Genomic DNA, 18018 nt, shown 5'->3' on the forward strand with positions numbered 1-18018 from the left:
AGGCCTGCCTTTTGAGATGACCAGGAGAATATTCATGAACGATTCCCAGAACGGAATGCTGTTTGTCGCGACGGATGTCGCCACGCAGGATGATGCGGATTTTAATCGCTGGTATGACCGCGAACATGTGGAGGAGCGAGTGCGGGTGCCCGGCTTTTTATCCGGCACACGCTATCGGGCATTGCAGGGGGGGCGTCAATATTTGGGGTTGTATAAAACCGAATCGTTGGCCAGTTTTACCTCCGAAGCCTATCGCGCCGCGTTTCAACACCAAACGCCATGGTCGGTGGCGAGCCTGGAGAAAATGCGAGATCCAATGCGCAGAGTGTGTGCGGTGGAGGCGGTCACTGGCCAAGGGTGCGGCAGTCATCTCTGTATCTTCGTGCTGCCGTCGGCGGCATCGGAAGCGCTGCATGCCCGCATCTTGCAACTGGGCGCGCAGCTGGCTGAACAGCCTGGATTCGTGCGCAGCAGCCTGTTGACGCCGGATGCCGAACTCAGTTCCCCGCTGCCGAAAGAATCGCGAGAAAACCGCCGAATGTTGCCGATGCTATTGATCGAAAGCAGCGACGCCGAAGCCGGCCTGCGTTTAAGCGAGCAGGCCGCTGAAGCGCTGAACATGCCCGCCGCCGATGCCTGGCATTATGCCCTTGGCTGGCAACTGACTGCACAGGAGCTGACATCATGAATGCATACACCACTGAAACGGCACAGGTTGCCGCACCGGCCGCAGAAAGTGCCGCCGCAACGCCCAATACCGGCAAACTTGCGGCGGCCAGCTCGATCGGTACGGCGCTGGAATGGTACGATTTCACCGTCTACAACATCATGGCAGCGTTGATTTTCAACCATGTATTCTTCCCATCGTTCGATCCACTGGTGGGCACGATTCTGGCTTTCTCCACTTACGCGGTGGGCTATGTTTCCCGGCCGATCGGTGGCATCTTATTCGGCCACCTTGGCGATGTGTTGGGGCGGCGCTTTGTACTGGTCACCACGCTGGTGATCATGGGCGTGACCACGGCGTTGATGGGGTTGCTGCCCGGCTACGCCAGCTGGGGGATTTGGAGCCCACTGCTGCTGGTGACGCTGCGCTTTATTCAGGGCATTGCGCTGGGCGGAGAATGGGCGGGTGCGGTACTGTTGTCGATGGAACACGGTAAGCCGCATCAGCGCGGGCGCAACGCGTCCTTTGCTCAGGTAGGGCCGTCCTGCGGTTCGTTGATCGGCACAGGCCTCATTACGCTGGTGACGTTGGCGATGTCGGCGGACGATTTTCAGCAATGGGGCTGGCGGATTCCGTTCCTGCTGAGTCTGGTGCTGGTCATTTTCGGTTTGTGGCTGCGCCGGGGTGTGGGTGAGACGCCGGCATTTTTGCAACTGGAGGCGTCGAAAGATGTTACGCAGTCGCCGGTGCGCGAAGTCTTCACGCAGCACATGCGTCCGCTGCTGATCGCCGGCGGATCGCGTATCGGCTCTGACGTGCTCTATGCGTTGGTGGTCGTGTTCACGTTGACCTACGTCACCACCGTGCTGAATCTGCCGCGCCCGCTGGCGCTGGGTGCCACCATGCTGGGGGCGATAGGCAACGCCGTCGCAGTACCGCTGTTTGGCGCGTTGTCGGATCGCTTCGGCCGTCGTCCGGTGTATATCGGCGGTGCATTGGCGGCGATAGTGTGGGCGTTTGCGTTCTTCGTCCTGCTCGACAGCAGTCAACCGGTGTTGATCTGCATGGCTGTGGTGATTGGGCTGTTGATCCATGCGGCGATGTATGGGCCACAGGCGGCATTCATCACGGAACAGTTCCCGACACGGGTGCGTTATGCCGGCTCTTCGTTAGCCTATACCTTGGCGGGGATTATCGGTGGCGGCTTTGCCCCGCTGATCATCACTTCTCTGTTTAAATCTTACGACAGCACGCTGGCGATTTCCGCCTATGTTGCGTTGGCTCTGCTTATCACACTTTGGGCGGTATGGGCGGCGCGGGAAACGGCGCATAAGCCGCTGTAAATAGAACGCCGGGCTACTTTGGGGCCGGCGCTCGGTCAAAACCACACAAACGGTCATTAACGGTCATGCTGCGGAACGTGGAATTGTGACCGTTTACCGTTTCTCTCCTGTCTGCCTCAGGCGGTCGCGCATCATAACTGTCTGTTACTCCACACTTTCGTAATTATTCATTTCATTTCCTTCCCGATTTTTTTGACAACTATCACAGCGCGATCGTTGACCGACCGCGGGGCGATGCGCTTTGCGTCTGCGCGCAAAACGCGGCGCGGCAAATCGATATCGTAATCATCGTCGTGGAGGAGAAAAGAAACATGCTGCCTGTAGAACGTCATCGCTTTATTACCGAAGTCTTGAGCCAGCGCGGCCGCGTGATGGTGCAGGAGGTGGCGCAGCTGTGCCACATCTCTATCGAGACGGCGCGGCGTGATCTGGCCCTGCTTGAACGGCGCGGCCTGCTGCTGCGCAGCCACGGCGGCGCGGTGTTCGTCGAGCCGCCGGCGGTGGAAAAAACCTATGTGCCCGCCGAGATAGACCAGGGAGAGTCCTTCCGCCAGCGCAGCAATGAGTCGCCGGAGCAGAAGACGCGTATCGCCAAACGCGCGCTGGGGTTTATCGCGCCGGGGGATTGCCTGCTGCTGGACAGCAGCTCCACCAGTTGGTTTTTGGCGCGCCAGCTGCCGGATATTTCGCTGGTGGTGCTGACCAACTCGCTGCACATCATCCAGACGCTGGCCTGCAAGGCCAACGTGCGCACCATCGGGCTGGGGGGCGAGTATTCCGCCAAGTACGAGGATTTTATCGGCGTGCTGGCGGAGCAGATGCTGAAAGAGTTCGTGATCAACAAGCTGTTTTTCTCCTGTCACGGCATTTGCCAGGACGGCGGCATCCGCGAGAGCAATGAGCACCATGCGCGGCTGAAGCAACAGATGCTGCTGGCCTCGGAGCGCAAGTTCCTGCTGGTAGACAGCAACAAGTTCGGCCGCCGCTCGTTCGCTCGCATTTGCCATTACCGGGAAATAGATACGCTGATCACCGACAGGCTTGGCGACGACGAGTTTCGTCAGGAATTGGCCTGGAATAACGTCGACGTGATTGAAGTTTCACCCGCCGCGAAAAGGGCGGCGCGATAACAACAACGAAAACCTTTTATTACAGCCAACACTTGTGGAGAGAGAACAATGAAAAAATCCGTACTGGTCGGTCTGTTTGCCTCGCTGCTGCTGTCGGTCTCCGCGCAGGCGGCGGACAAGCTGAAAATGGGCGTGGTGGTGAAGATCGGCGGTATTCCCTGGTTCAACGCCATGGAGGCCGGTATCAAAAGCGAGAGCGCCAAACGCGGCATCGACGCCTGGATGGTCGGGCCGACGGCGGCGGATCCGGCGCTGCAGGTGCGCGCCATCGAGGATCTGATCGCGCAGAAGGTGGACATTATCGGCGTGGTGCCGAACGACGCCCGGGTGCTGGAGCCGGTGCTCAAGCGCGCGCAGGAAGCGGGCATCAAGGTGATCGTGCACGAATCCCCCGGACAGAAGTACGCCGACTGGGATTTTGAGCTGGTGGACGCCTCGCAGCACGGGGTCAACCACATGAAAGCGCTGGCCGCCTGCATGAAAGAGCAGGGCAAGTATGCGGTGTATGTCGGCAGCCTGACGGTGCCGCTGCACATCACCTGGTCGGACTCGGCCATCAACTACCAGAAGCAGCACTACCCGAACATGCAGCTGGTGGGCGACAAGTTCGGCGTGGGGGAATCGCTGGATGACAGTGTGCGCACCACCAACGATCTGATGGCCAAATATCCCGATCTGAAAGGCGTGCTGGCGTTCGGTTCGCAGGGGCCGATCGGCGCCGGGCGCGCGGTGCTCAACCGCGGCAAAAGCAACGATATCTGCGTCATTGGGCCGTTCAGCCCAGGCCAGGGCGCTTCGCTGGTCAATCGCGGCGCCATCAAGGGCGGTTATATCTGGAATCCGATGGTGGCCGGCGAAGTGTTCGTGCGCATCGCCGACATGATGCACAAAGGAGAAAAAATCACCGATGGCATGACCATCGAGGGCATGGGCAAGGTGCAGGTGGATGCGCAGCAGCACACTATTCTCGGCAACGCCACCGAAAGCCTGGATAAGCAAAACCTGCCGAAGCTGGTGAAAATGGGGCTGTAATCATGGCGATTTCCGGCAATACGGCAACGCAGGGTGCACCGCTGATCGCGTTGCAACAGCTGTCGATGACCTTCGGCGGGCAGCGAGCGCTGAACGATATCTCACTGGCGCTGATGCCGGGGGAGGTGCACTGCCTGGCCGGTACCAACGGCTGCGGCAAGAGCACGCTGATCAAGGCGATCGCCGGCGTGTATCAACCGGATGACGGCAGCCGCATTACCCTCGATGGGCAAACCTTCGGCCGGCTGTCGCCGGATCAGGCGCGCGCCTTCGGCATTCAGGTGATCTATCAGGATCTGTCGCTGTTTCCCAACCTGACGGTGGCGGAAAACATCGCCTTCGAGCACAACCTGCGCGGGCTGTTGGGGTGGCACCGGCCGGCGCGGCTGCGGCGCACCGCCGAGCGCCTGCTGCAGGAGCTGAGTTTTAATCTCGATCTCGACAAACGGGTGGCGGAGCTGCCGATTGCCCAGCGCCAGCAGGTGGCAATCTGCCGCGCGCTGGTGGCGGAAGCGCGGCTGGTGATCATGGATGAACCGACCGCCTCACTGACCCGCACCGAGGTCAATCAGCTGCTGCGCACGGTGGATTACCTGAAAGCGAAAGGCATCTGCGTGGTGTTCGTCAGCCACCGGCTGGACGAGGTGCTGGAGATCTCGGATCGCGTCACGGTGATCCGCGATGGCAACAAGATCGGCACTTGGCCGGCGGCGGAGATCACCGGCGATCGCCTGACCGAGTTGATGACCGGCTTGAAGCTGGATTATCGCCTGAAGTCACCGAGCATGAATAAGGATCGGGTGATGCTGGAGGCGGATCGTCTCAGCCGCGCCGGGCAGTATCAGGACGTGAGCTTCCGCCTGCATCAGGGCGAGGTGCTCGGGCTGTGCGGACTGCTCGGCTCCGGGCGTACCGAGCTGGCGCTGAGCCTGTTCGGCATGACCCGCCCCGACAGCGGCAAGCTTTATCTCGACAGCAAACCGGTACGCTTTCGCGGCCATGAGGACGCCATCAAGGCCGGCATCGGTTACGTCTCGGAGGATCGCCTGACGCTGGGGCTGGTGCAGCAACAGTCGGTGGCGGATAACGCGGTGCTGACCATTCTCGATAAGCTGCGCGGGCGTTTTCGCCTGATCGACGATTACCGCAAGAATCGCATCGTCGCGGAGTGGATTGCCAAACTCGGCGTGCGGGTGGCGGATCCGGATCAGGCGGTTTCGACGCTGTCCGGCGGTAATCAGCAAAAGATCGTGCTGGCCAAGTGGGTGCTGACCCAGCCGCGGATCCTGATCCTCGACTCGCCGACCGTCGGCGTCGACGTTGGCGCCAAGGCCAGCATCTACCAACTGATCCATCTGCTGGCGCAGGAGGGGATCGCGATTCTGCTGATCTCCGACGAGGTGCCCGAGGTGTATTACAACTGCGATCGGGTGCTGCACTTCAGCGGCGGCAGCGTGATCGGCGAGTACCTGCCGGGGCAGGTGAGCCAGCAGCAGCTGGCGGAGGCGGTTAATGCGTAGATTCAGTCTGAAACCGCGCGGCAACGAAGGCTACCTGGCCTGGGTGCTGCTGCTGACGGTCATCGTCTTTTCGCTGCTCAGCGATCAGTTTTTGACGGTGCAAAACCTGCTCGACCTCAGCGAAAGCTACGCGGTGAGCGGCATATTCGCCCTCGGCCTGTTCGTGGTGCTGGTGACCGGCGGCATCGACATTTCCTTCGCCGCAGTCGCCTCGGTGGTGCAGTACCTGATCGCCACGCTGGCGACGCATTACGGCCTGGCCAGCCCGGCGGGCAGTATTTTGCTGGCGTTGGCGATCGGCGCCGCGCTCGGCATGGTCAACGCGCTGTTGATCTACTGCCTGCGCATCGTCTCGATCATCGTCACCATCAGCATGCAGGCGTTGTTGTTCGGCATGTTGATGTGGTTGACCAACGGCCGCAGCCTGTACGCCTTGCCGGACTGGTGGACGCTGCCGCGCAGCGTGCTGCCGTTCCAACTGGGTGAGCAGAGCTATCAGCTCGGTTTGCCGACGCTGGTGATGCTGGCGGTGGCACTGCTGACCTGGCTGCTGCTGAACAAAACGCACCTCGGGCGCCAGCTGTTTGCCGTCGGTGGCGATGCGGAATCGGCGCGGCGCATCGGCATCCGCGTCGGCCTGCTGCATCTGTTCGCCTATGGCTATCTGGGCGCGATGGCGGCGATCGGCGGCCTGGTGCAGGTGTACCGCATGGGGGAAGTGGTGCCCAACGCGCTGGTGGGCGGCGAGCTCGACGTGCTGGCGGCGGCGGTGCTGGGCGGCGCCAGCCTGAACGGCGGCAAGGGCAGCGTTGTCGGCACGCTGATGGGCGTGTTCCTGATCGGCGTGCTGAAAAACGGCCTCAACCTGATCGGCGTGTCCAGCTACTTCATGAACGTGGTGATCGGTCTGGTGATCGTCGCGGCGATCACCGTCACTCACTACAAGAAACGCAAAGAAACCGACGTCGGTTTCGCCTGAGGAGCACCTGATGGGCAACAACCTGAAATTTCGTCCAGACGGGGCCGCCGTCGGTTTGCTGGCCTTGCTGTTGGCGGTGGTGCTGGCCTTCAGCCTGCTGATGCCGGGGCGCTTCTTCAGCGGCGCCACCTTCACCAGCGTGGCCTTCCAGTTGCCGGAGCTGGGCCTGCTGACGCTGGCGATGTTCATCCCGATCCTCAGCGGCGGCCTGAACCTGTGCATTATCGCCAGCGCCAACCTGACCAGCCTGCTGATGGCCTGGCTGTTCATCAGCTATCTGCCGGCGGACGCCGGGCTGGGCTTGCAGGCGCTGTGGCTGGTGTTGGCACTGGCGGCGGCGATGCTGTTGGCCGGGCTTATCGGCGCGGCGACCGGCGCACTGGTGGCGTACGTCGGTGCACATCCGATTCTGGTGACGCTGGCCACCATGACCACGGTCAACGGTATCGGCATCTACCTGACGCGCGGCGCGGCCCTAAGCGGCATGCCGGAGATCGTGCGGTTTATCGGCGCTGAGAGCGTGCTGGGAGTGCCGGTACCGCTGTGGATCTTCCTGGTGGTCGCCGCGTTGCTGGCGCTGTTCTTGCAGAAAACCCGGCTCGGCAAATGCATCTACATGAGCGGCAGCAACATCAACGCTACCCACTTCAGCGGCGTGAATACCCATCGAGTACTGATCGCCATTTACACCCTCTCCAGCCTGCTGTGCGTCATTGCCGGGCTGGTGATGATGGCGCGCTTCAACTCGGCGCGCATGGGCTACGGCGACTCTTACCTGCTGCTGACGGTGCTGGCGATCATTCTGGGTGGCACCGATCCATTCGGCGGTTTTGGTCGGGTCAGCGGCGTGGTATTGGCGCTGATCGTGCTGCAGGTGATCGCGACCGGTTTGAACCTGATGAACGTCAGCCCGCATTTCAGTCTGGCGATGTGGGGCGCGGTGCTGATCGCGGTGCTGGCGATGAAGTTTTTCCGGCATCGCTATCGGCAGCGGCGGGCGATGCGCCGCAGCGCGGCCCAGGCCAGAACCGCGGCGGGCCACTGATCCCTTTTCCCTTTTGCGCAGGATAACGCTAATGAAATACCAGATTTCACCTTCACTGATGTGCATGAACCTGATGGATATCCGCCAGCAATTGGCGGTGCTGAATCGCCGCGCCGATATGCTGCATATCGACATCATGGACGGGCACTACGTTAAAAACATCACGCTGTCGCCGTTCTTTATCGAACAGATCCGCCCGCACACCCCGTTGTTGCTGGATGTGCATCTGATGGTGGAGAACCCGACCGATTTCATCGACCCGATCGCCCGCGCCGGCGCGGACTTTATCTGCCCGCACGCCGAAACCATCAACCGCGACGCGTTTCGGGTGATCAATCAAATCCGCGCGCTGGGCAAAAAAGTGGGGGTGGTGCTGAACCCGGCCACGCCGGTGGAGTTTATCCGCCACTACCTTCACCTGCTGGACAAGGTCACCGTGATGACCGTCGATCCGGGCTATGCCGGGCAGCCGTTCATTCCCGAAATGCTGGAAAAGATCCGTCAGTTGCGCGATCTGAAACGCCAGCAAAATCTGCGCTATCTGATCGAGATCGACGGATCCTGCAATCAGCGGACCTACCGCGATCTGATGGGCGCCGGCGCGGAGGTGTTGATCGTCGGCAGCTCCGGGTTGTTCAACCTCGATCCGGATCTGGAGACGGCATGGGAAAAAATGCTGGATCAAATGCGGCAGGCGGCCTGAGGCGGGGGACATGATGCGGCATTTTCTTGGCGTTGACGTCGGCGGCACCAATACCCGCCTGTTGTTGATGAATGATGACGGCGAGTTCAGCGGGTACCGCAAGATAGCGACCGCCGACTGGGCGCAGCAGGCCGATCCGCTGGCGGCGTTGGGCCGCCTGATCGCCGGGCATTGCGAGGATCGTCAGGTGGCGCAGGTGATGCTGGGGCTGCCGGGGATCCTCAGTCGCGATCGCTCGCGGGTGCTGTCGCTGCCGTTTATCCCGGCGCTGGACGCCCAGCCGGTGGCGGCGCTGTTGGCCGATTTGTTGGCGTTGCCGGTGCGAATGGACAAGGACGTCAACCATCTGCTGTGGTGGGATTTGCAGCAGCTGCCGGCGCTGCCGCAGGTGGCGGTGGGGCTGTATCTGGGCACCGGCATGGGCAACAGCCTGTGGCTGAACGGCGACTTTTATCACGGGGCGCACGGCGCCGCCGGCGAGCTGGGGCACATTCCCTGGCCCGGCCATCAGGGCGAGTGCCCGTGCGGTAAACGGGGCTGCGTCGAGAGTTTGACCTCCGGCCATTGGCTGACCGGCTGGGCGCGCGCCAACGCGGCACAAACGCCGTTCGACCGGCTGTTTGAGCGCCACGGCGATCATCCGGATCTGCGGTGCTTCGTCGAACGATTGGCGCAGACCATCGCCATCGAAATGAACGTGCTCGATCCCCAGCGGCTGATCCTGGGCGGCGGCGTGATCGCCATGAGCGGTTTCCCGTTGGCGCACCTTGAGCAAGAGATCCGCCGCCATTTACGCGGGCCGCAGCCGGCGCAGGGGCTGGCGATCTCCGTCAGCCGCCTGACCGATGAAACCGGCAGCAAAGGCGCCTGCCTGGCCGCCCGGCGCCACCTCCAATTGAGCAGGGAGTACCCGCAATGAAAGGCAAAGTCTGCGTGTTCGGTTCGTTCAACCTAGATATCGTCGCCGGCATGGCGCGCTTTCCGCAGCCCGGTGAATCGCTGATCGCCCGCAACAGCATGATGGGCGCGGGCGGTAAGGGCGCCAACCAGGCCACCGCCGCGCTGCGCGCCGGGGCGCGGGTGCATTATATCGGCAAGGTGGGGCGCGACGACTTCGGCACCTTCGCCCGGCGCCACCTCGCCGCCGCCGGTTTCGATGCGGTGACGCTGTTTTCGACCGGCGATTGCCCGACCGGCAATGCGCTTATCTATGTTGCCGGCGAGGAGGCGGAGAATATGATCGCCGTCGATCCCGGCGCCAACCTGACGGTCAGCGAAGACGAGGTGCGCCAGTGCCGCCCGGCGATCGCCGCGGCGGATATTCTGTTGACCCAGTTGGAGAACAACCTGCCGGCGATTGAGCAGGTGATCGCCATCGCCCGCGAAGCGCAAACGTTCATCATACTCAACCCGGCGCCGTTTCAGCCGGTGCCGGACAGCCTGTTGGCGCAGGTCGATCTGCTGACGCCCAACGCCACCGAGTGCACGTTGCTGACCGGCGTGCCGGTGCGCGATGTGGCTTCGGCGCGCCAGGCGGCGCAGGTGTTGCACGCTAAGGGCATTCGTTTGCTGATCGTGACGTTGGGCACGCAGGGGGCGTTGTTCTCGGACGGGGAAAACAGCGAGCTGATCCCGGCGTTTCCGGCGCAGCCGAAAGACACCACCGGCGCGGGCGATGCGTTTAACGGCGCCCTGGCGGCGCAGCTGGCAAATCAGGTGCCGTTAGCCGATGCGGTGCGCTTTGCCGCCGCCTACGCATCGGTCTGCGTGGAACGGGCCGGGGCGGCGGGATCGATGCCGAGCTATGAGGAGGCGTTGGAACGCCAGCAGGCGTTCGCTTGACGAAGACGGGCTGCGGCCAAGAAGCGGCAGCCCGGTCCCTTACTTCAACCAGCCTTTGCGCTGCGCATCCCGCAGGTGTTGCTCCATATGGTGCCACAGCTCGGGGTGTACGTCGGCGATCGATGCATTGCGCGCCAGCACCTGCTCCAGGCTGATGCCGTTTTCCACCCAGCTCTGGCCTTCATTGTGCAGGTTCATCAGCATCGGCATGGTGCGATCCAGCAGCAGAGCGAAGCGTGCATCGGCGCTTTCGCCATCTTCATACTCCTGCCATAAAGCGGTGAAATACTCGCGCTGAGCCTCCGGCAACATGCCGAACAGACGACGTGCCGCCGCCACTTCCTGATCGTGGATCGCTGCGCGGGCCGCCAGATCGTAGACCAGCACGTCGCCGGCGTCGATTTCTACGATGTCATGCAGCAGCGCCATCTGGATCACGCGCTGAATGTCTACGTCATCACCGGCGTAGGGCGCCAGGCTCATGGCGGCGATGGCGAAGTGCCAACTGTGTTCGGCGGAGTTTTCCTGGCGCTGGGTGCCCAGCACTTTGGTGCGGCGTTGAACACCTTTCAACTTATCGATTTCCATCAGGAATTGGATGACTTGGGTCATTGAGCCGAAATCTAACGCGGGTACAGCGGATGACATGGTGTAAACCTCAAGGTGGGTGGGTTGAAGCCTGACGATTGTAGACCACCGGGCGGGGGATTTCGATGGTTACACGCGTTCACATTTTTATTTTAGCGTACACGTGTACACTGGAATTATTCTCAGTTAAGCTGCTTTGCGTTAATTTCGAACAAAGCAGGGCATTTTGAGGGGTTGCGCGTTATGGGGAAAACGGACGTAGTGAAAGCCGGGAGCAATAAGATTGTCGCAGCGGCTTATCCGTGGGCGGAAGAGATCGCCAACAGCATCAGCCACGGCATCGGGCTGGTGTTCGGCATCGTCGGCCTGGTGTTGCTGTTGGTGCAGGCGGTGAATACCGGCGCCGATGCGACGGCCATCACCAGTTACAGCCTGTACGGCGGTAGCATGATCCTGCTGTTTCTCGCTTCCACGCTCTACCATGCGATCCCGCATCAGAAGGCCAAGCATTGGCTGAAAAAATTTGACCACTGTGCCATTTATCTCCTGATTGCCGGCACTTATACCCCGTTTTTACTCGTGGGGCTGGATTCGCCGCTGGCGAAGGGCCTGATGGCGGTAATCTGGGGATTGGCGCTGCTCGGTGTGCTGTTCAAGCTGGCCTTCGCCCACCGTTTTGAAGCCCTGTCGCTGGTGACCTACCTGACGATGGGCTGGCTGTCGCTGATCGTAATTTATCAGTTGGTTACGCGGCTGGAGGCCGGCGGCGTCACGCTGCTGGCGATCGGCGGGGTGGTCTATACCCTGGGCGTGATTTTCTACGCCTCCAAGCGCATTCGCTTTGGCCACGCCATCTGGCACGCCTTCGTGCTCGGCGGCAGCGCCTGCCATTTCATGGCGATCTACCTCTACGTCTAAGCGTTCCCGCTACGTCTGAATGCGTATTGAACTGGCGCCTCTTTTGTTTTAAAAAAGAGGCGCTTGCTTCTTTCGGGTATCCAGCAAGCCCGTTCCTTCATTTCTGAGCCCGCATACCGTTTCTTTAACCTCTGTTCAGGACTCACCAAGATGATCGTTCGCTTATCCAAAGCGCTGCTGGTCTGCGCTATCGCCTTGTTCGCTTCGCTGGTCGCCTTCGGCAACATCACCGACTACGGTTCCAACTTCGCCTTCGTGCGCCACGTCTTTATGATGGACACGATTTTCCCCGACGCCACCATCGGATACCGCTCGATACAGACGCCGTGGCTGCATCACGCCGGTTATATTTTCATCATCGCGCTGGAAAGCCTGACCGCGCTGCTGTGCTGGATCGGCGGCCTGCGTTTGTTGGGCGGCCTGAAACTGCCTGCGCACGCCTTTAACGGTCGGAAAAAGCTGGCGGTAGTGGGGCTGACGCTGGGCTTTCTCACCTGGCAGGTCGGCTTTATGTCGATTGGGGGCGAGTGGTTTGGCATGTGGATGTCGAAGCAGTGGAACGGCGTGCCGGATGCGTTTCGCTTCTTCGTCACCATCATTCTGGTGCTGATTTATCTGGTGCAGCGCGACGGGGAATTGGACGAGTAATGAAGATGGCCGCAGGCAGGGCGCCTGCGGCCGACGGATTATTTCTCTTCGGCCAGCGAGTAGGGCAACGGTTTGATCGCCAGTTGGCTGGCGGCATCGTCGCGCACCCGCAGCTGGCTGTCGGCATCCAAATCGTTGTTCATCACCACCTGTACCCACAGCGTGCCGTCGGCCAGTTGGCTCGACGCCAATACGGTGCCGGTGCGGCGCCAGTTTTCACCCAGTTGGAGCTCCAGATCTTCCGCCGCCTGCGGGGCGCGGGCCGCTTTACCTTCCAGCCAGTAGAGCGCCCGCTTGTTGGCACCGCGGAATTTGGCGCGCGCCACCATCTCCTGACCGGTATAGCAGCCCTTGCTGAAGCTGATGCCTTCCAGCGCCTGCAGGTTGGTAGCCTGCGGGATCAGCTGTGCGCTGTTGGCAGCGTCGATAACCGGATAACCGGCTTCGATCTCCAGCGCCAGCCATTGGCTGCTGTCATTCAGCTCTGCCTGGTCATGCAGCTTGCCGATCAGCTGTTCGGCCACGGCGGCGCGGGTCACCAGCAGAAAACGTTCCGCCGGCGTAGCGAAGTGCAGAATCGTGGTCTCGCCGTCCTGCACCACCGGGTGCTCAGCGTCCGGCAACGTGGCGAACAGGCCCGTCAGCGCGGCGCGCGCCTGGAAACCGGCGACGCCCAGCAACACCGCGTCATTATCGGCGGCGATAGTGACTTTGGAGAACACCGCGTATTTTTTGATTTCAGCCAGCTGGCTGTCCAGCACGCTGCGGCGTTCCAGATAGGCGAAGCCTTCGCCACGGTGGAACAGACGCAGGTTGCTCCACATTTTGCCCTTGGCGTCACAGTGGGCGCACAGCACGTGCTGATCGGCCGCCAGCGCGTCGATGTCCGCCGTCACCTGGCCCTGAAGATATTTCACTGTGTCCGGCCCGTTCAACGTCACCAGCGCCCAATCTTCCAGCGAGATCAGCGTCAGGGGGAGATGGGTGGAAGCGGAGGGCTGACGGGGTGGGAATGGAATGTTATGCGCCATAGTAAGTTCCTGCTCAACGTTTAGCTTACCTGAAGGGTATTGAACCCATGGTAAAAGAGGCGGCGGGCTTTGCAAACTGTTATTCGCGCCGTGGGACCGGGGGGCGCTTTTTTTGGCATTTTGCGCTTTATTACGTTTTCCGCAGCAAAGCGCCTTCCCGGCGTGTATGTCAAATTGTTACTCTATAGGCTTGCGGCCAGGGCACCCTTGCAGACAGATCCCCGGCTGATGGAATTATATTGCGACGGCGTTGCCATACAGTGTGTCATTTGAACCCTGCGCTGGCGCTGCCGCGCTGAAAAGAGGTGAGTCATAACAACATGGATATTAACAACAAAGCACGTATTCACTGGGCTTGCCGTCGTGGCATGCGCGAGCTGGACATCTCCATCATGCCGTTCTTCGAATACGAATACGACAGCCTGAATGACGCGGACAAGGCGCTGTTTATCCGCCTGCTGGAGTGTGACGATCCCGATCTGTTCAACTGGCTGATGAATCATGGCGCGCCGCAGGACGGCGAGCTGCAGAGAATGGTGACCCTGATCCAAACGCGAAATAAAGACCGTGGCCCAGTGGCGATGTGATATCCGCATTTCCTGGCGCACCCAGCTTTTTTCCCTGTTGACTCATGGCGTTCTGATCTTGCTGATCCTGATTTCGCCCTGGCCGGAAGGTTATGGCCCGCTTTGGCTGGTGCTGCTGACGCTGGTGGTGTTTCAGTGCATTCGTAGCCAGAAGCGCATCGCCGCAGTGCAGGGCGAGCTGCGGCTGCTGGCGGACCGGCGTTTCAGCTGGCACGGCCGAGAATGGCGGCTGGCGAAAAAGCCCTGGATGCCGGGCTACGGCCTGCTGCTGACGCTGCAGCCGATGGAAGGCAAAAAGCGCCGCCGGCTGTGGCTGGCTTCCGACTGCATGAGCAAAGAGGAGTGGCGCCACCTGCGGCAGCTGTTGCTGTATCCGCCGGCGGGTAACGGCGAGGAACCCTGATGAAACCCGTGCTCTGGTTGGTGGAGGATGAACCCAGCATTGCCGATACGCTGGTTTACACGCTGGAGAGCGAAGGCTTCGAAGTACGCTGGTTCGAACGTGCGGAACCGGCGTTGCAGGCGTTGGCGCAAGGCGCGCCCGCGCTTGCTATCCTCGATGTCGGTTTGCCGGATATCAACGGTTTTGAATTGTGTCGCCGCCTGCTGGCTCAGGCGGCTGACCTGCCGATTCTGTTTCTTACCGCCCGCAGTGATGAAGTGGATCGCCTGATCGGGCTGGAGATCGGCGCCGACGACTATGTCGCCAAGCCGTTCTCCCCTCGCGAGGTCAGCGCCCGGGTGCGCACCATTTTGCGCCGCCTGCATAAGCAGCAGCGCCTGCAACAGAGCGCGCGCTACCATTTCGGCGCTTTCACGCTTGACGAAGACGCGGCCACCATCTCCTACCATCAGCGGCCGCTGCCGCTGACCCGTTATGAATACCTGCTGCTGAAGACGCTGTTGTTGGCGCCTGGACGGGTGTTCTCGCGGCAGCAACTGATGGAAAGCGTTTGGGCGCAGGCGGAAGAAAGCCTGGATCGCACCGTCGATACCCACATCAAGACGCTGCGCGCCAAGCTGCGTGCGGTTGAGCCCGGTGAGCCGCCCATCCACACCCACCGCGGATTGGGCTACAGCGTGAGCCGCCAGCCATGAAAATTGGCCTGCGCCTGCTGCTGGGATATTTTCTGATCGTGGCGGTGGCCGGGTACTTCGTGCTGAGCATTTTCGTCCAGGAAGTGAAGCCCGGCGTGCGGCGCGCTACCGAAGGCACGCTGGTGGACACCGCCAACCTGTTGGCGCAAATCGCCCGTCAGGACATGCAGCGCGGCGATGCGGCGCATGGCCAACTGGCGCAGGCGTTCACGCAGCTGAACCAGCGGCCGATCGGCGCCAATATCTCCGGCATCCGCAAGGATCGCAGTGAATACCACGTCTATCTTACCGATGCCCAGGGCCGGGTCATTTTCGATTCTGCCGGCCGCGCGCAGGGGCAAGACTACTCGCGCTGGAATGACGTTTATCGGACGCTGCGCGGCCAGTACGGCGCCCGCAGCACCCGTAGCGATCCTGAAGATGAAAACAGTTCGGTGATGTATGTGGCCGCGCCGGTGATAGAACAAGGGCGTATTATCGGCGTGCTCACCGTGGGCAAACCCAACAGCACCATGGCGCCGGTGATCAAACGCAGCGAACGGCGCATTCTATGGGCCGGCGCGTTGCTGCTGGGGATTGCGTTGCTGATCGGCGCGGTATTCGTCTGGTGGATCAACCGTTCGATAGGCCGGCTGGTGCGTTATGCCGACGGGGTGGCGCAAGGGGAAAACGCGCCGCTGCCCAAAGTGGGCGGGCGGGAATTGACGCAGCTGGCGCAGGCGTTGGAGAGCATGCGACTGAAGCTGGAAGGTAAAGCTTATATCGAACAGTATGCACATACCCTGACGCATGAGCTGAAAAGCCCACTGGCGGCGATCAGGGGCGCGGCGGAGCTGTTGCAGGAGCTGCCACCGCCGGATACCGCCCGGCGTTTTCTCACCAACATCGAGCAGCAAAGCGCACGCATCCAGCAGCTGGTGGACAAACTGCTGGTGCAGGCGCGGCTGGAGAGCCGGCCAGACATGGAGACCGCGCCCATCGCGATCGCGGCGCTGGTCAGCCAGACGATGGCGGGCAAAGAGGCGCAGGCGATGCAGCGCGGCGTCAGATTGCAACTGGAGGCGTTGGCGGAGGTGACGCTGAACGGCGATGCGTTGCTGATCAGCCAGGCGTTGACCAACCTGCTGGACAACGCGATCGACTTTACCCCGTCGGGCGGGTGCGTCAGCGTGCGAGGCGAACGGCGGGAACAGCATTACTGCATCAGCGTCTGTGACGACGGCAGCGGCATTCCTGACTACGCCCTCGATAAAGTGTTCGAACGTTTTTATTCGCTGCCGCGCGCCGAACGGCCGAAAAGCAGCGGGCTGGGCCTGAACTTCGTGCAGGAAGTCGCCCGTCTGCATCATGGCGGCATTCACCTGCGCAACCGCCGGCCGCACGGGGTGGAAGCGACTTTCATGTTATCGCTGTGACTTCACCTTCCCTTCACATAACCACATTCTGATTTCACCTGCGGGTTTTATCGTGGCCTTATTACCTACGAGGAGCGAGCATGATGAAATCGGTACTTTTCTGGAAAATAACCACGCTGCTGGGATTGATGGTGGTGATGTTGATCCCCATCGCCCAGCTGATGAGCGTGATCGACGAACGCAGCGGCTATCGGCAAAGCGTGGTCGGGCAGGTGAGCGAAAGCACCAGCGGGGCGCAGCGCGTGCTCGGTCCGTTGATTGTCATTCCCTATGTCGAACGCGAAGAGAAGAAAGACGAGAAAGGACAAACGGTAGTGCAGCGGGTGCAGCATTACCGCTATTTGCTGCCGGAGTCGCTTCAGGTACAGGGCGCGCCGAATGTGGAGGTGCGCAAGTTGGGCATTTATCAGACGCAGGTTTACCAGGGGCCGCTGAACTTCAAGGTGCGTTTCGGCCAGCCGGAGCTGACGGATTTGCAACGCGCCAACGTGACCGTCGGCCAGCCGTTCCTGCTGGTGGCGCTGAGCGACTCTCGCGGCATCAAGCGCATTTCCCCGCTGGCAATGCCGCAGCCGGTGGCGTTTGAACCGGGCACCGGCGTGGGATCGTTGCGCCAGGGGATCCACGCCCCGCTGACGCTGGCGATGCTGCAACAAAAAGAGGGGCTGAACGCCGACTTCACCCTGACGTTGGCGGGCACCAGCAGCCTGTCGCTGGTGCCGTTGGGGCGCAGCAGCGAGCTGCAACTGCAAAGCAACTGGCCGCATCCGAATTTCCTCGGCAACTTCCTGCCGGACGAACGCAAGGTGACGGAGCAAGGGTTTAGCGCTCGCTGGCGCAGCACCTGGTTTGCCAACAACATCAACAGTGCGTTCTATTACGACGATGCCATTATCGACGAGGACAAGCTGCCGGCCTTCAGCGCCAGCCTGGTCGAACCGGTCGATCACTATCAGCTGACCGAGCGCGCGGTCAAATACGCGCTGCTGTTTATCGGGCTGACGTTTATGGCGTTTTTCCTGTTCGAAACCCTGACCGGGCTGCGGGTGCACCCGATTCAGTACCTGCTGGTCGGCGCGGCGCTGGTGTTGTTCTACCTGATTCTGCTGGCCTTCTCCGAACACCTGGGATTCGCTTTCGCTTACCTGGCGGCCAGCATCGCCTGCAGCGGACTGATCGGCTTCTATCTGAGCGCCGTACTGCGCGGCAAGCTGCGCGGTGCGCTGTTCGCCGCGAGCCTATTGTTGTTGTACGGCGTGCTCTATTTGCTGTTGCAGTCGGAGGACAATGCGTTGGTGCTGGGAGCCGGGCTGCTGTTCGCCATTCTGGCGGGCATTATGCTGTTGACGCGCAAACTGGACTGGTATCAGGTGGCCGATCCGGCGCGTTTGACCAAGGAAACGCCGGCCGGGGAAGATGAGCCACGCTTCCGGCTGTGGAAATAAGCGAGGGGAATCGGGCGCGCTCAGCGC

Annotated in this window: 19 protein-coding genes; 17 read left to right on the forward strand and 2 right to left on the reverse strand. The window is 61.3% G+C overall.

Annotated elements, in window-relative coordinates; genetic code table 11:
* Positions 1–34 precede the first annotated feature (34 nt).
* The 10 genes from ACJ8J4_RS20070 (at position 35) to rbsK (ending at position 10261) form a co-directional block, all read left to right on the forward strand.
* On the forward strand, positions 35–688 hold the full coding sequence (locus ACJ8J4_RS20070) for a DUF4286 family protein (protein WP_043142626.1): 654 nt from the start codon (positions 35–37) through the stop codon (positions 686–688).
* Positions 685–2010 (forward strand): MFS transporter, encoded by a 1326-nt coding sequence (locus ACJ8J4_RS20075; protein WP_043142622.1) that lies wholly within the window; start codon positions 685–687, stop codon positions 2008–2010. The genes ACJ8J4_RS20070 and ACJ8J4_RS20075 overlap by 4 nt, the downstream gene beginning before the upstream one ends.
* Before the next feature lie 311 nt (positions 2011–2321).
* Positions 2322–3140, forward strand: a complete 819-nt coding sequence (locus ACJ8J4_RS20080) for a DeoR/GlpR family DNA-binding transcription regulator (protein WP_264383743.1) — start codon at positions 2322–2324, stop codon at positions 3138–3140.
* 48 nt (positions 3141–3188) lie between these two features.
* Positions 3189–4172 carry a substrate-binding domain-containing protein gene (locus ACJ8J4_RS20085; protein ID WP_025304134.1) on the forward strand — a complete coding sequence of 328 codons (984 nt, stop codon included), beginning with the start codon at positions 3189–3191 and terminating at the stop codon, positions 4170–4172.
* A 2-nt stretch (positions 4173–4174) separates the two neighbouring features.
* Positions 4175–5692, forward strand: coding sequence for a sugar ABC transporter ATP-binding protein (locus tag ACJ8J4_RS20090; RefSeq protein WP_043142616.1), 1518 nt, complete (start codon positions 4175–4177; stop codon positions 5690–5692).
* Positions 5685–6671: an ABC transporter permease gene (locus ACJ8J4_RS20095; RefSeq protein WP_025304132.1), complete on the forward strand. Its 987-nt coding sequence runs from the start codon at positions 5685–5687 to the stop codon at positions 6669–6671. Before ACJ8J4_RS20090 ends, ACJ8J4_RS20095 begins: the two co-directional genes overlap by 8 nt.
* Before the next feature lie 10 nt (positions 6672–6681).
* Complete coding sequence (locus tag ACJ8J4_RS20100; protein WP_025304131.1) at positions 6682–7716, forward strand: ABC transporter permease; 1035 nt, start codon at positions 6682–6684, stop codon at positions 7714–7716.
* Between the two features lie 31 nt (positions 7717–7747).
* A complete protein-coding gene (alsE, locus tag ACJ8J4_RS20105; protein ID WP_025304130.1) occupies positions 7748–8419 on the forward strand; it encodes a D-allulose 6-phosphate 3-epimerase in 672 nt (223 codons plus the stop codon).
* Positions 8420–8429: 10 nt separating this feature from the next.
* The gene (gene alsK, locus ACJ8J4_RS20110; protein ID WP_099817448.1) at positions 8430–9338 is read left to right on the forward strand and encodes an allose kinase; all 909 of its coding nucleotides are present in this window, start codon (positions 8430–8432) and stop codon (positions 9336–9338) included.
* Complete coding sequence (gene rbsK / locus ACJ8J4_RS20115; RefSeq protein WP_025304128.1) at positions 9335–10261, forward strand: ribokinase; 927 nt, start codon at positions 9335–9337, stop codon at positions 10259–10261. Before alsK ends, rbsK begins: the two co-directional genes overlap by 4 nt.
* Before the next feature lie 39 nt (positions 10262–10300).
* On the opposite strand, the gene ACJ8J4_RS20120 is transcribed toward rbsK, so the two are convergent.
* Positions 10301–10909, reverse strand: a complete 609-nt coding sequence (locus tag ACJ8J4_RS20120) for an HD domain-containing protein (protein ID WP_025304127.1) — start codon at positions 10907–10909, stop codon at positions 10301–10303.
* Positions 10910–11092: 183 nt separating this feature from the next.
* Between ACJ8J4_RS20120 and trhA the strand changes: the two genes are divergently transcribed.
* Together trhA and ACJ8J4_RS20130 are read left to right on the forward strand one after the other, a co-directional pair.
* Positions 11093–11767 carry a PAQR family membrane homeostasis protein TrhA gene (gene trhA / locus ACJ8J4_RS20125; protein ID WP_033639467.1) on the forward strand — a complete coding sequence of 225 codons (675 nt, stop codon included), beginning with the start codon at positions 11093–11095 and terminating at the stop codon, positions 11765–11767.
* A gap of 150 nt (positions 11768–11917) precedes the next feature.
* Positions 11918–12415 (forward strand): DUF2165 family protein, encoded by a 498-nt coding sequence (locus ACJ8J4_RS20130; RefSeq protein ID WP_025304125.1) that lies wholly within the window; start codon positions 11918–11920, stop codon positions 12413–12415.
* A gap of 38 nt (positions 12416–12453) precedes the next feature.
* On the opposite strand, the gene ygfZ is transcribed toward ACJ8J4_RS20130, so the two are convergent.
* Positions 12454–13446 (reverse strand): tRNA-modifying protein YgfZ, encoded by a 993-nt coding sequence (gene ygfZ, locus ACJ8J4_RS20135; RefSeq protein WP_025304124.1) that lies wholly within the window; start codon positions 13444–13446, stop codon positions 12454–12456.
* 320 nt (positions 13447–13766) lie between these two features.
* On the opposite strand from ygfZ, the gene sdhE reads away from it, so the two are divergent.
* From sdhE to creD, 5 genes are all read left to right on the forward strand, one after another.
* Positions 13767–14033: an FAD assembly factor SdhE gene (sdhE, locus tag ACJ8J4_RS20140; protein ID WP_004931679.1), complete on the forward strand. Its 267-nt coding sequence runs from the start codon at positions 13767–13769 to the stop codon at positions 14031–14033.
* The gene (locus ACJ8J4_RS20145) at positions 14014–14436 is read left to right on the forward strand and encodes a protein YgfX (RefSeq protein ID WP_025304123.1); all 423 of its coding nucleotides are present in this window, start codon (positions 14014–14016) and stop codon (positions 14434–14436) included. Before sdhE ends, ACJ8J4_RS20145 begins: the two co-directional genes overlap by 20 nt.
* Positions 14436–15131, forward strand: coding sequence for a two-component system response regulator CreB (creB, locus tag ACJ8J4_RS20150; RefSeq protein ID WP_025304122.1), 696 nt, complete (start codon positions 14436–14438; stop codon positions 15129–15131). The genes ACJ8J4_RS20145 and creB overlap by 1 nt, the downstream gene beginning before the upstream one ends.
* On the forward strand, positions 15128–16546 hold the full coding sequence (gene creC / locus ACJ8J4_RS20155) for a two-component system sensor histidine kinase CreC (RefSeq protein WP_169540605.1): 1419 nt from the start codon (positions 15128–15130) through the stop codon (positions 16544–16546). Before creB ends, creC begins: the two co-directional genes overlap by 4 nt.
* Positions 16547–16626: 80 nt before the next feature.
* Positions 16627–17991 carry a cell envelope integrity protein CreD gene (gene creD, locus ACJ8J4_RS20160; RefSeq protein ID WP_197837477.1) on the forward strand — a complete coding sequence of 455 codons (1365 nt, stop codon included), beginning with the start codon at positions 16627–16629 and terminating at the stop codon, positions 17989–17991.
* Positions 17992–18018: the final 27 nt, after the last annotated feature.

This window comes from Serratia sp. CY47280, assembly GCF_052168655.1.
Taxonomy (GTDB): domain Bacteria; phylum Pseudomonadota; class Gammaproteobacteria; order Enterobacterales; family Enterobacteriaceae; genus Serratia; species Serratia bockelmannii.

Bases quoted from the DNA above. Each gene is read 5' to 3' on its own strand.
- ACJ8J4_RS20070 (WP_043142626.1), top strand. From the start codon at position 35: ATGAACGATTCCCAGAACGGAATGCTGTTTGTCGCGACGGATGTCGCC.
- ACJ8J4_RS20075 (WP_043142622.1), top strand. From the start codon at position 685: ATGAATGCATACACCACTGAAACGGCACAGGTTGCCGCACCGGCCGCA.
- ACJ8J4_RS20080 (WP_264383743.1), top strand. From the start codon at position 2,322: ATGCTGCCTGTAGAACGTCATCGCTTTATTACCGAAGTCTTGAGCCAG.
- ACJ8J4_RS20085 (WP_025304134.1), top strand. From the start codon at position 3,189: ATGAAAAAATCCGTACTGGTCGGTCTGTTTGCCTCGCTGCTGCTGTCG.
- ACJ8J4_RS20090 (WP_043142616.1), top strand. From the start codon at position 4,175: ATGGCGATTTCCGGCAATACGGCAACGCAGGGTGCACCGCTGATCGCG.
- ACJ8J4_RS20095 (WP_025304132.1), top strand. From the start codon at position 5,685: ATGCGTAGATTCAGTCTGAAACCGCGCGGCAACGAAGGCTACCTGGCC.
- ACJ8J4_RS20100 (WP_025304131.1), top strand. From the start codon at position 6,682: ATGGGCAACAACCTGAAATTTCGTCCAGACGGGGCCGCCGTCGGTTTG.
- alsE (WP_025304130.1), top strand. From the start codon at position 7,748: ATGAAATACCAGATTTCACCTTCACTGATGTGCATGAACCTGATGGAT.
- alsK (WP_099817448.1), top strand. From the start codon at position 8,430: ATGATGCGGCATTTTCTTGGCGTTGACGTCGGCGGCACCAATACCCGC.
- rbsK (WP_025304128.1), top strand. From the start codon at position 9,335: ATGAAAGGCAAAGTCTGCGTGTTCGGTTCGTTCAACCTAGATATCGTC.
- ACJ8J4_RS20120 (WP_025304127.1), bottom strand. From the start codon at position 10,909: ATGTCATCCGCTGTACCCGCGTTAGATTTCGGCTCAATGACCCAAGTC.
- trhA (WP_033639467.1), top strand. From the start codon at position 11,093: ATGGGGAAAACGGACGTAGTGAAAGCCGGGAGCAATAAGATTGTCGCA.
- ACJ8J4_RS20130 (WP_025304125.1), top strand. From the start codon at position 11,918: ATGATCGTTCGCTTATCCAAAGCGCTGCTGGTCTGCGCTATCGCCTTG.
- ygfZ (WP_025304124.1), bottom strand. From the start codon at position 13,446: ATGGCGCATAACATTCCATTCCCACCCCGTCAGCCCTCCGCTTCCACC.
- sdhE (WP_004931679.1), top strand. From the start codon at position 13,767: ATGGATATTAACAACAAAGCACGTATTCACTGGGCTTGCCGTCGTGGC.
- creB (WP_025304122.1), top strand. From the start codon at position 14,436: ATGAAACCCGTGCTCTGGTTGGTGGAGGATGAACCCAGCATTGCCGAT.
- creC (WP_169540605.1), top strand. From the start codon at position 15,128: ATGAAAATTGGCCTGCGCCTGCTGCTGGGATATTTTCTGATCGTGGCG.
- creD (WP_197837477.1), top strand. From the start codon at position 16,627: ATGATGAAATCGGTACTTTTCTGGAAAATAACCACGCTGCTGGGATTG.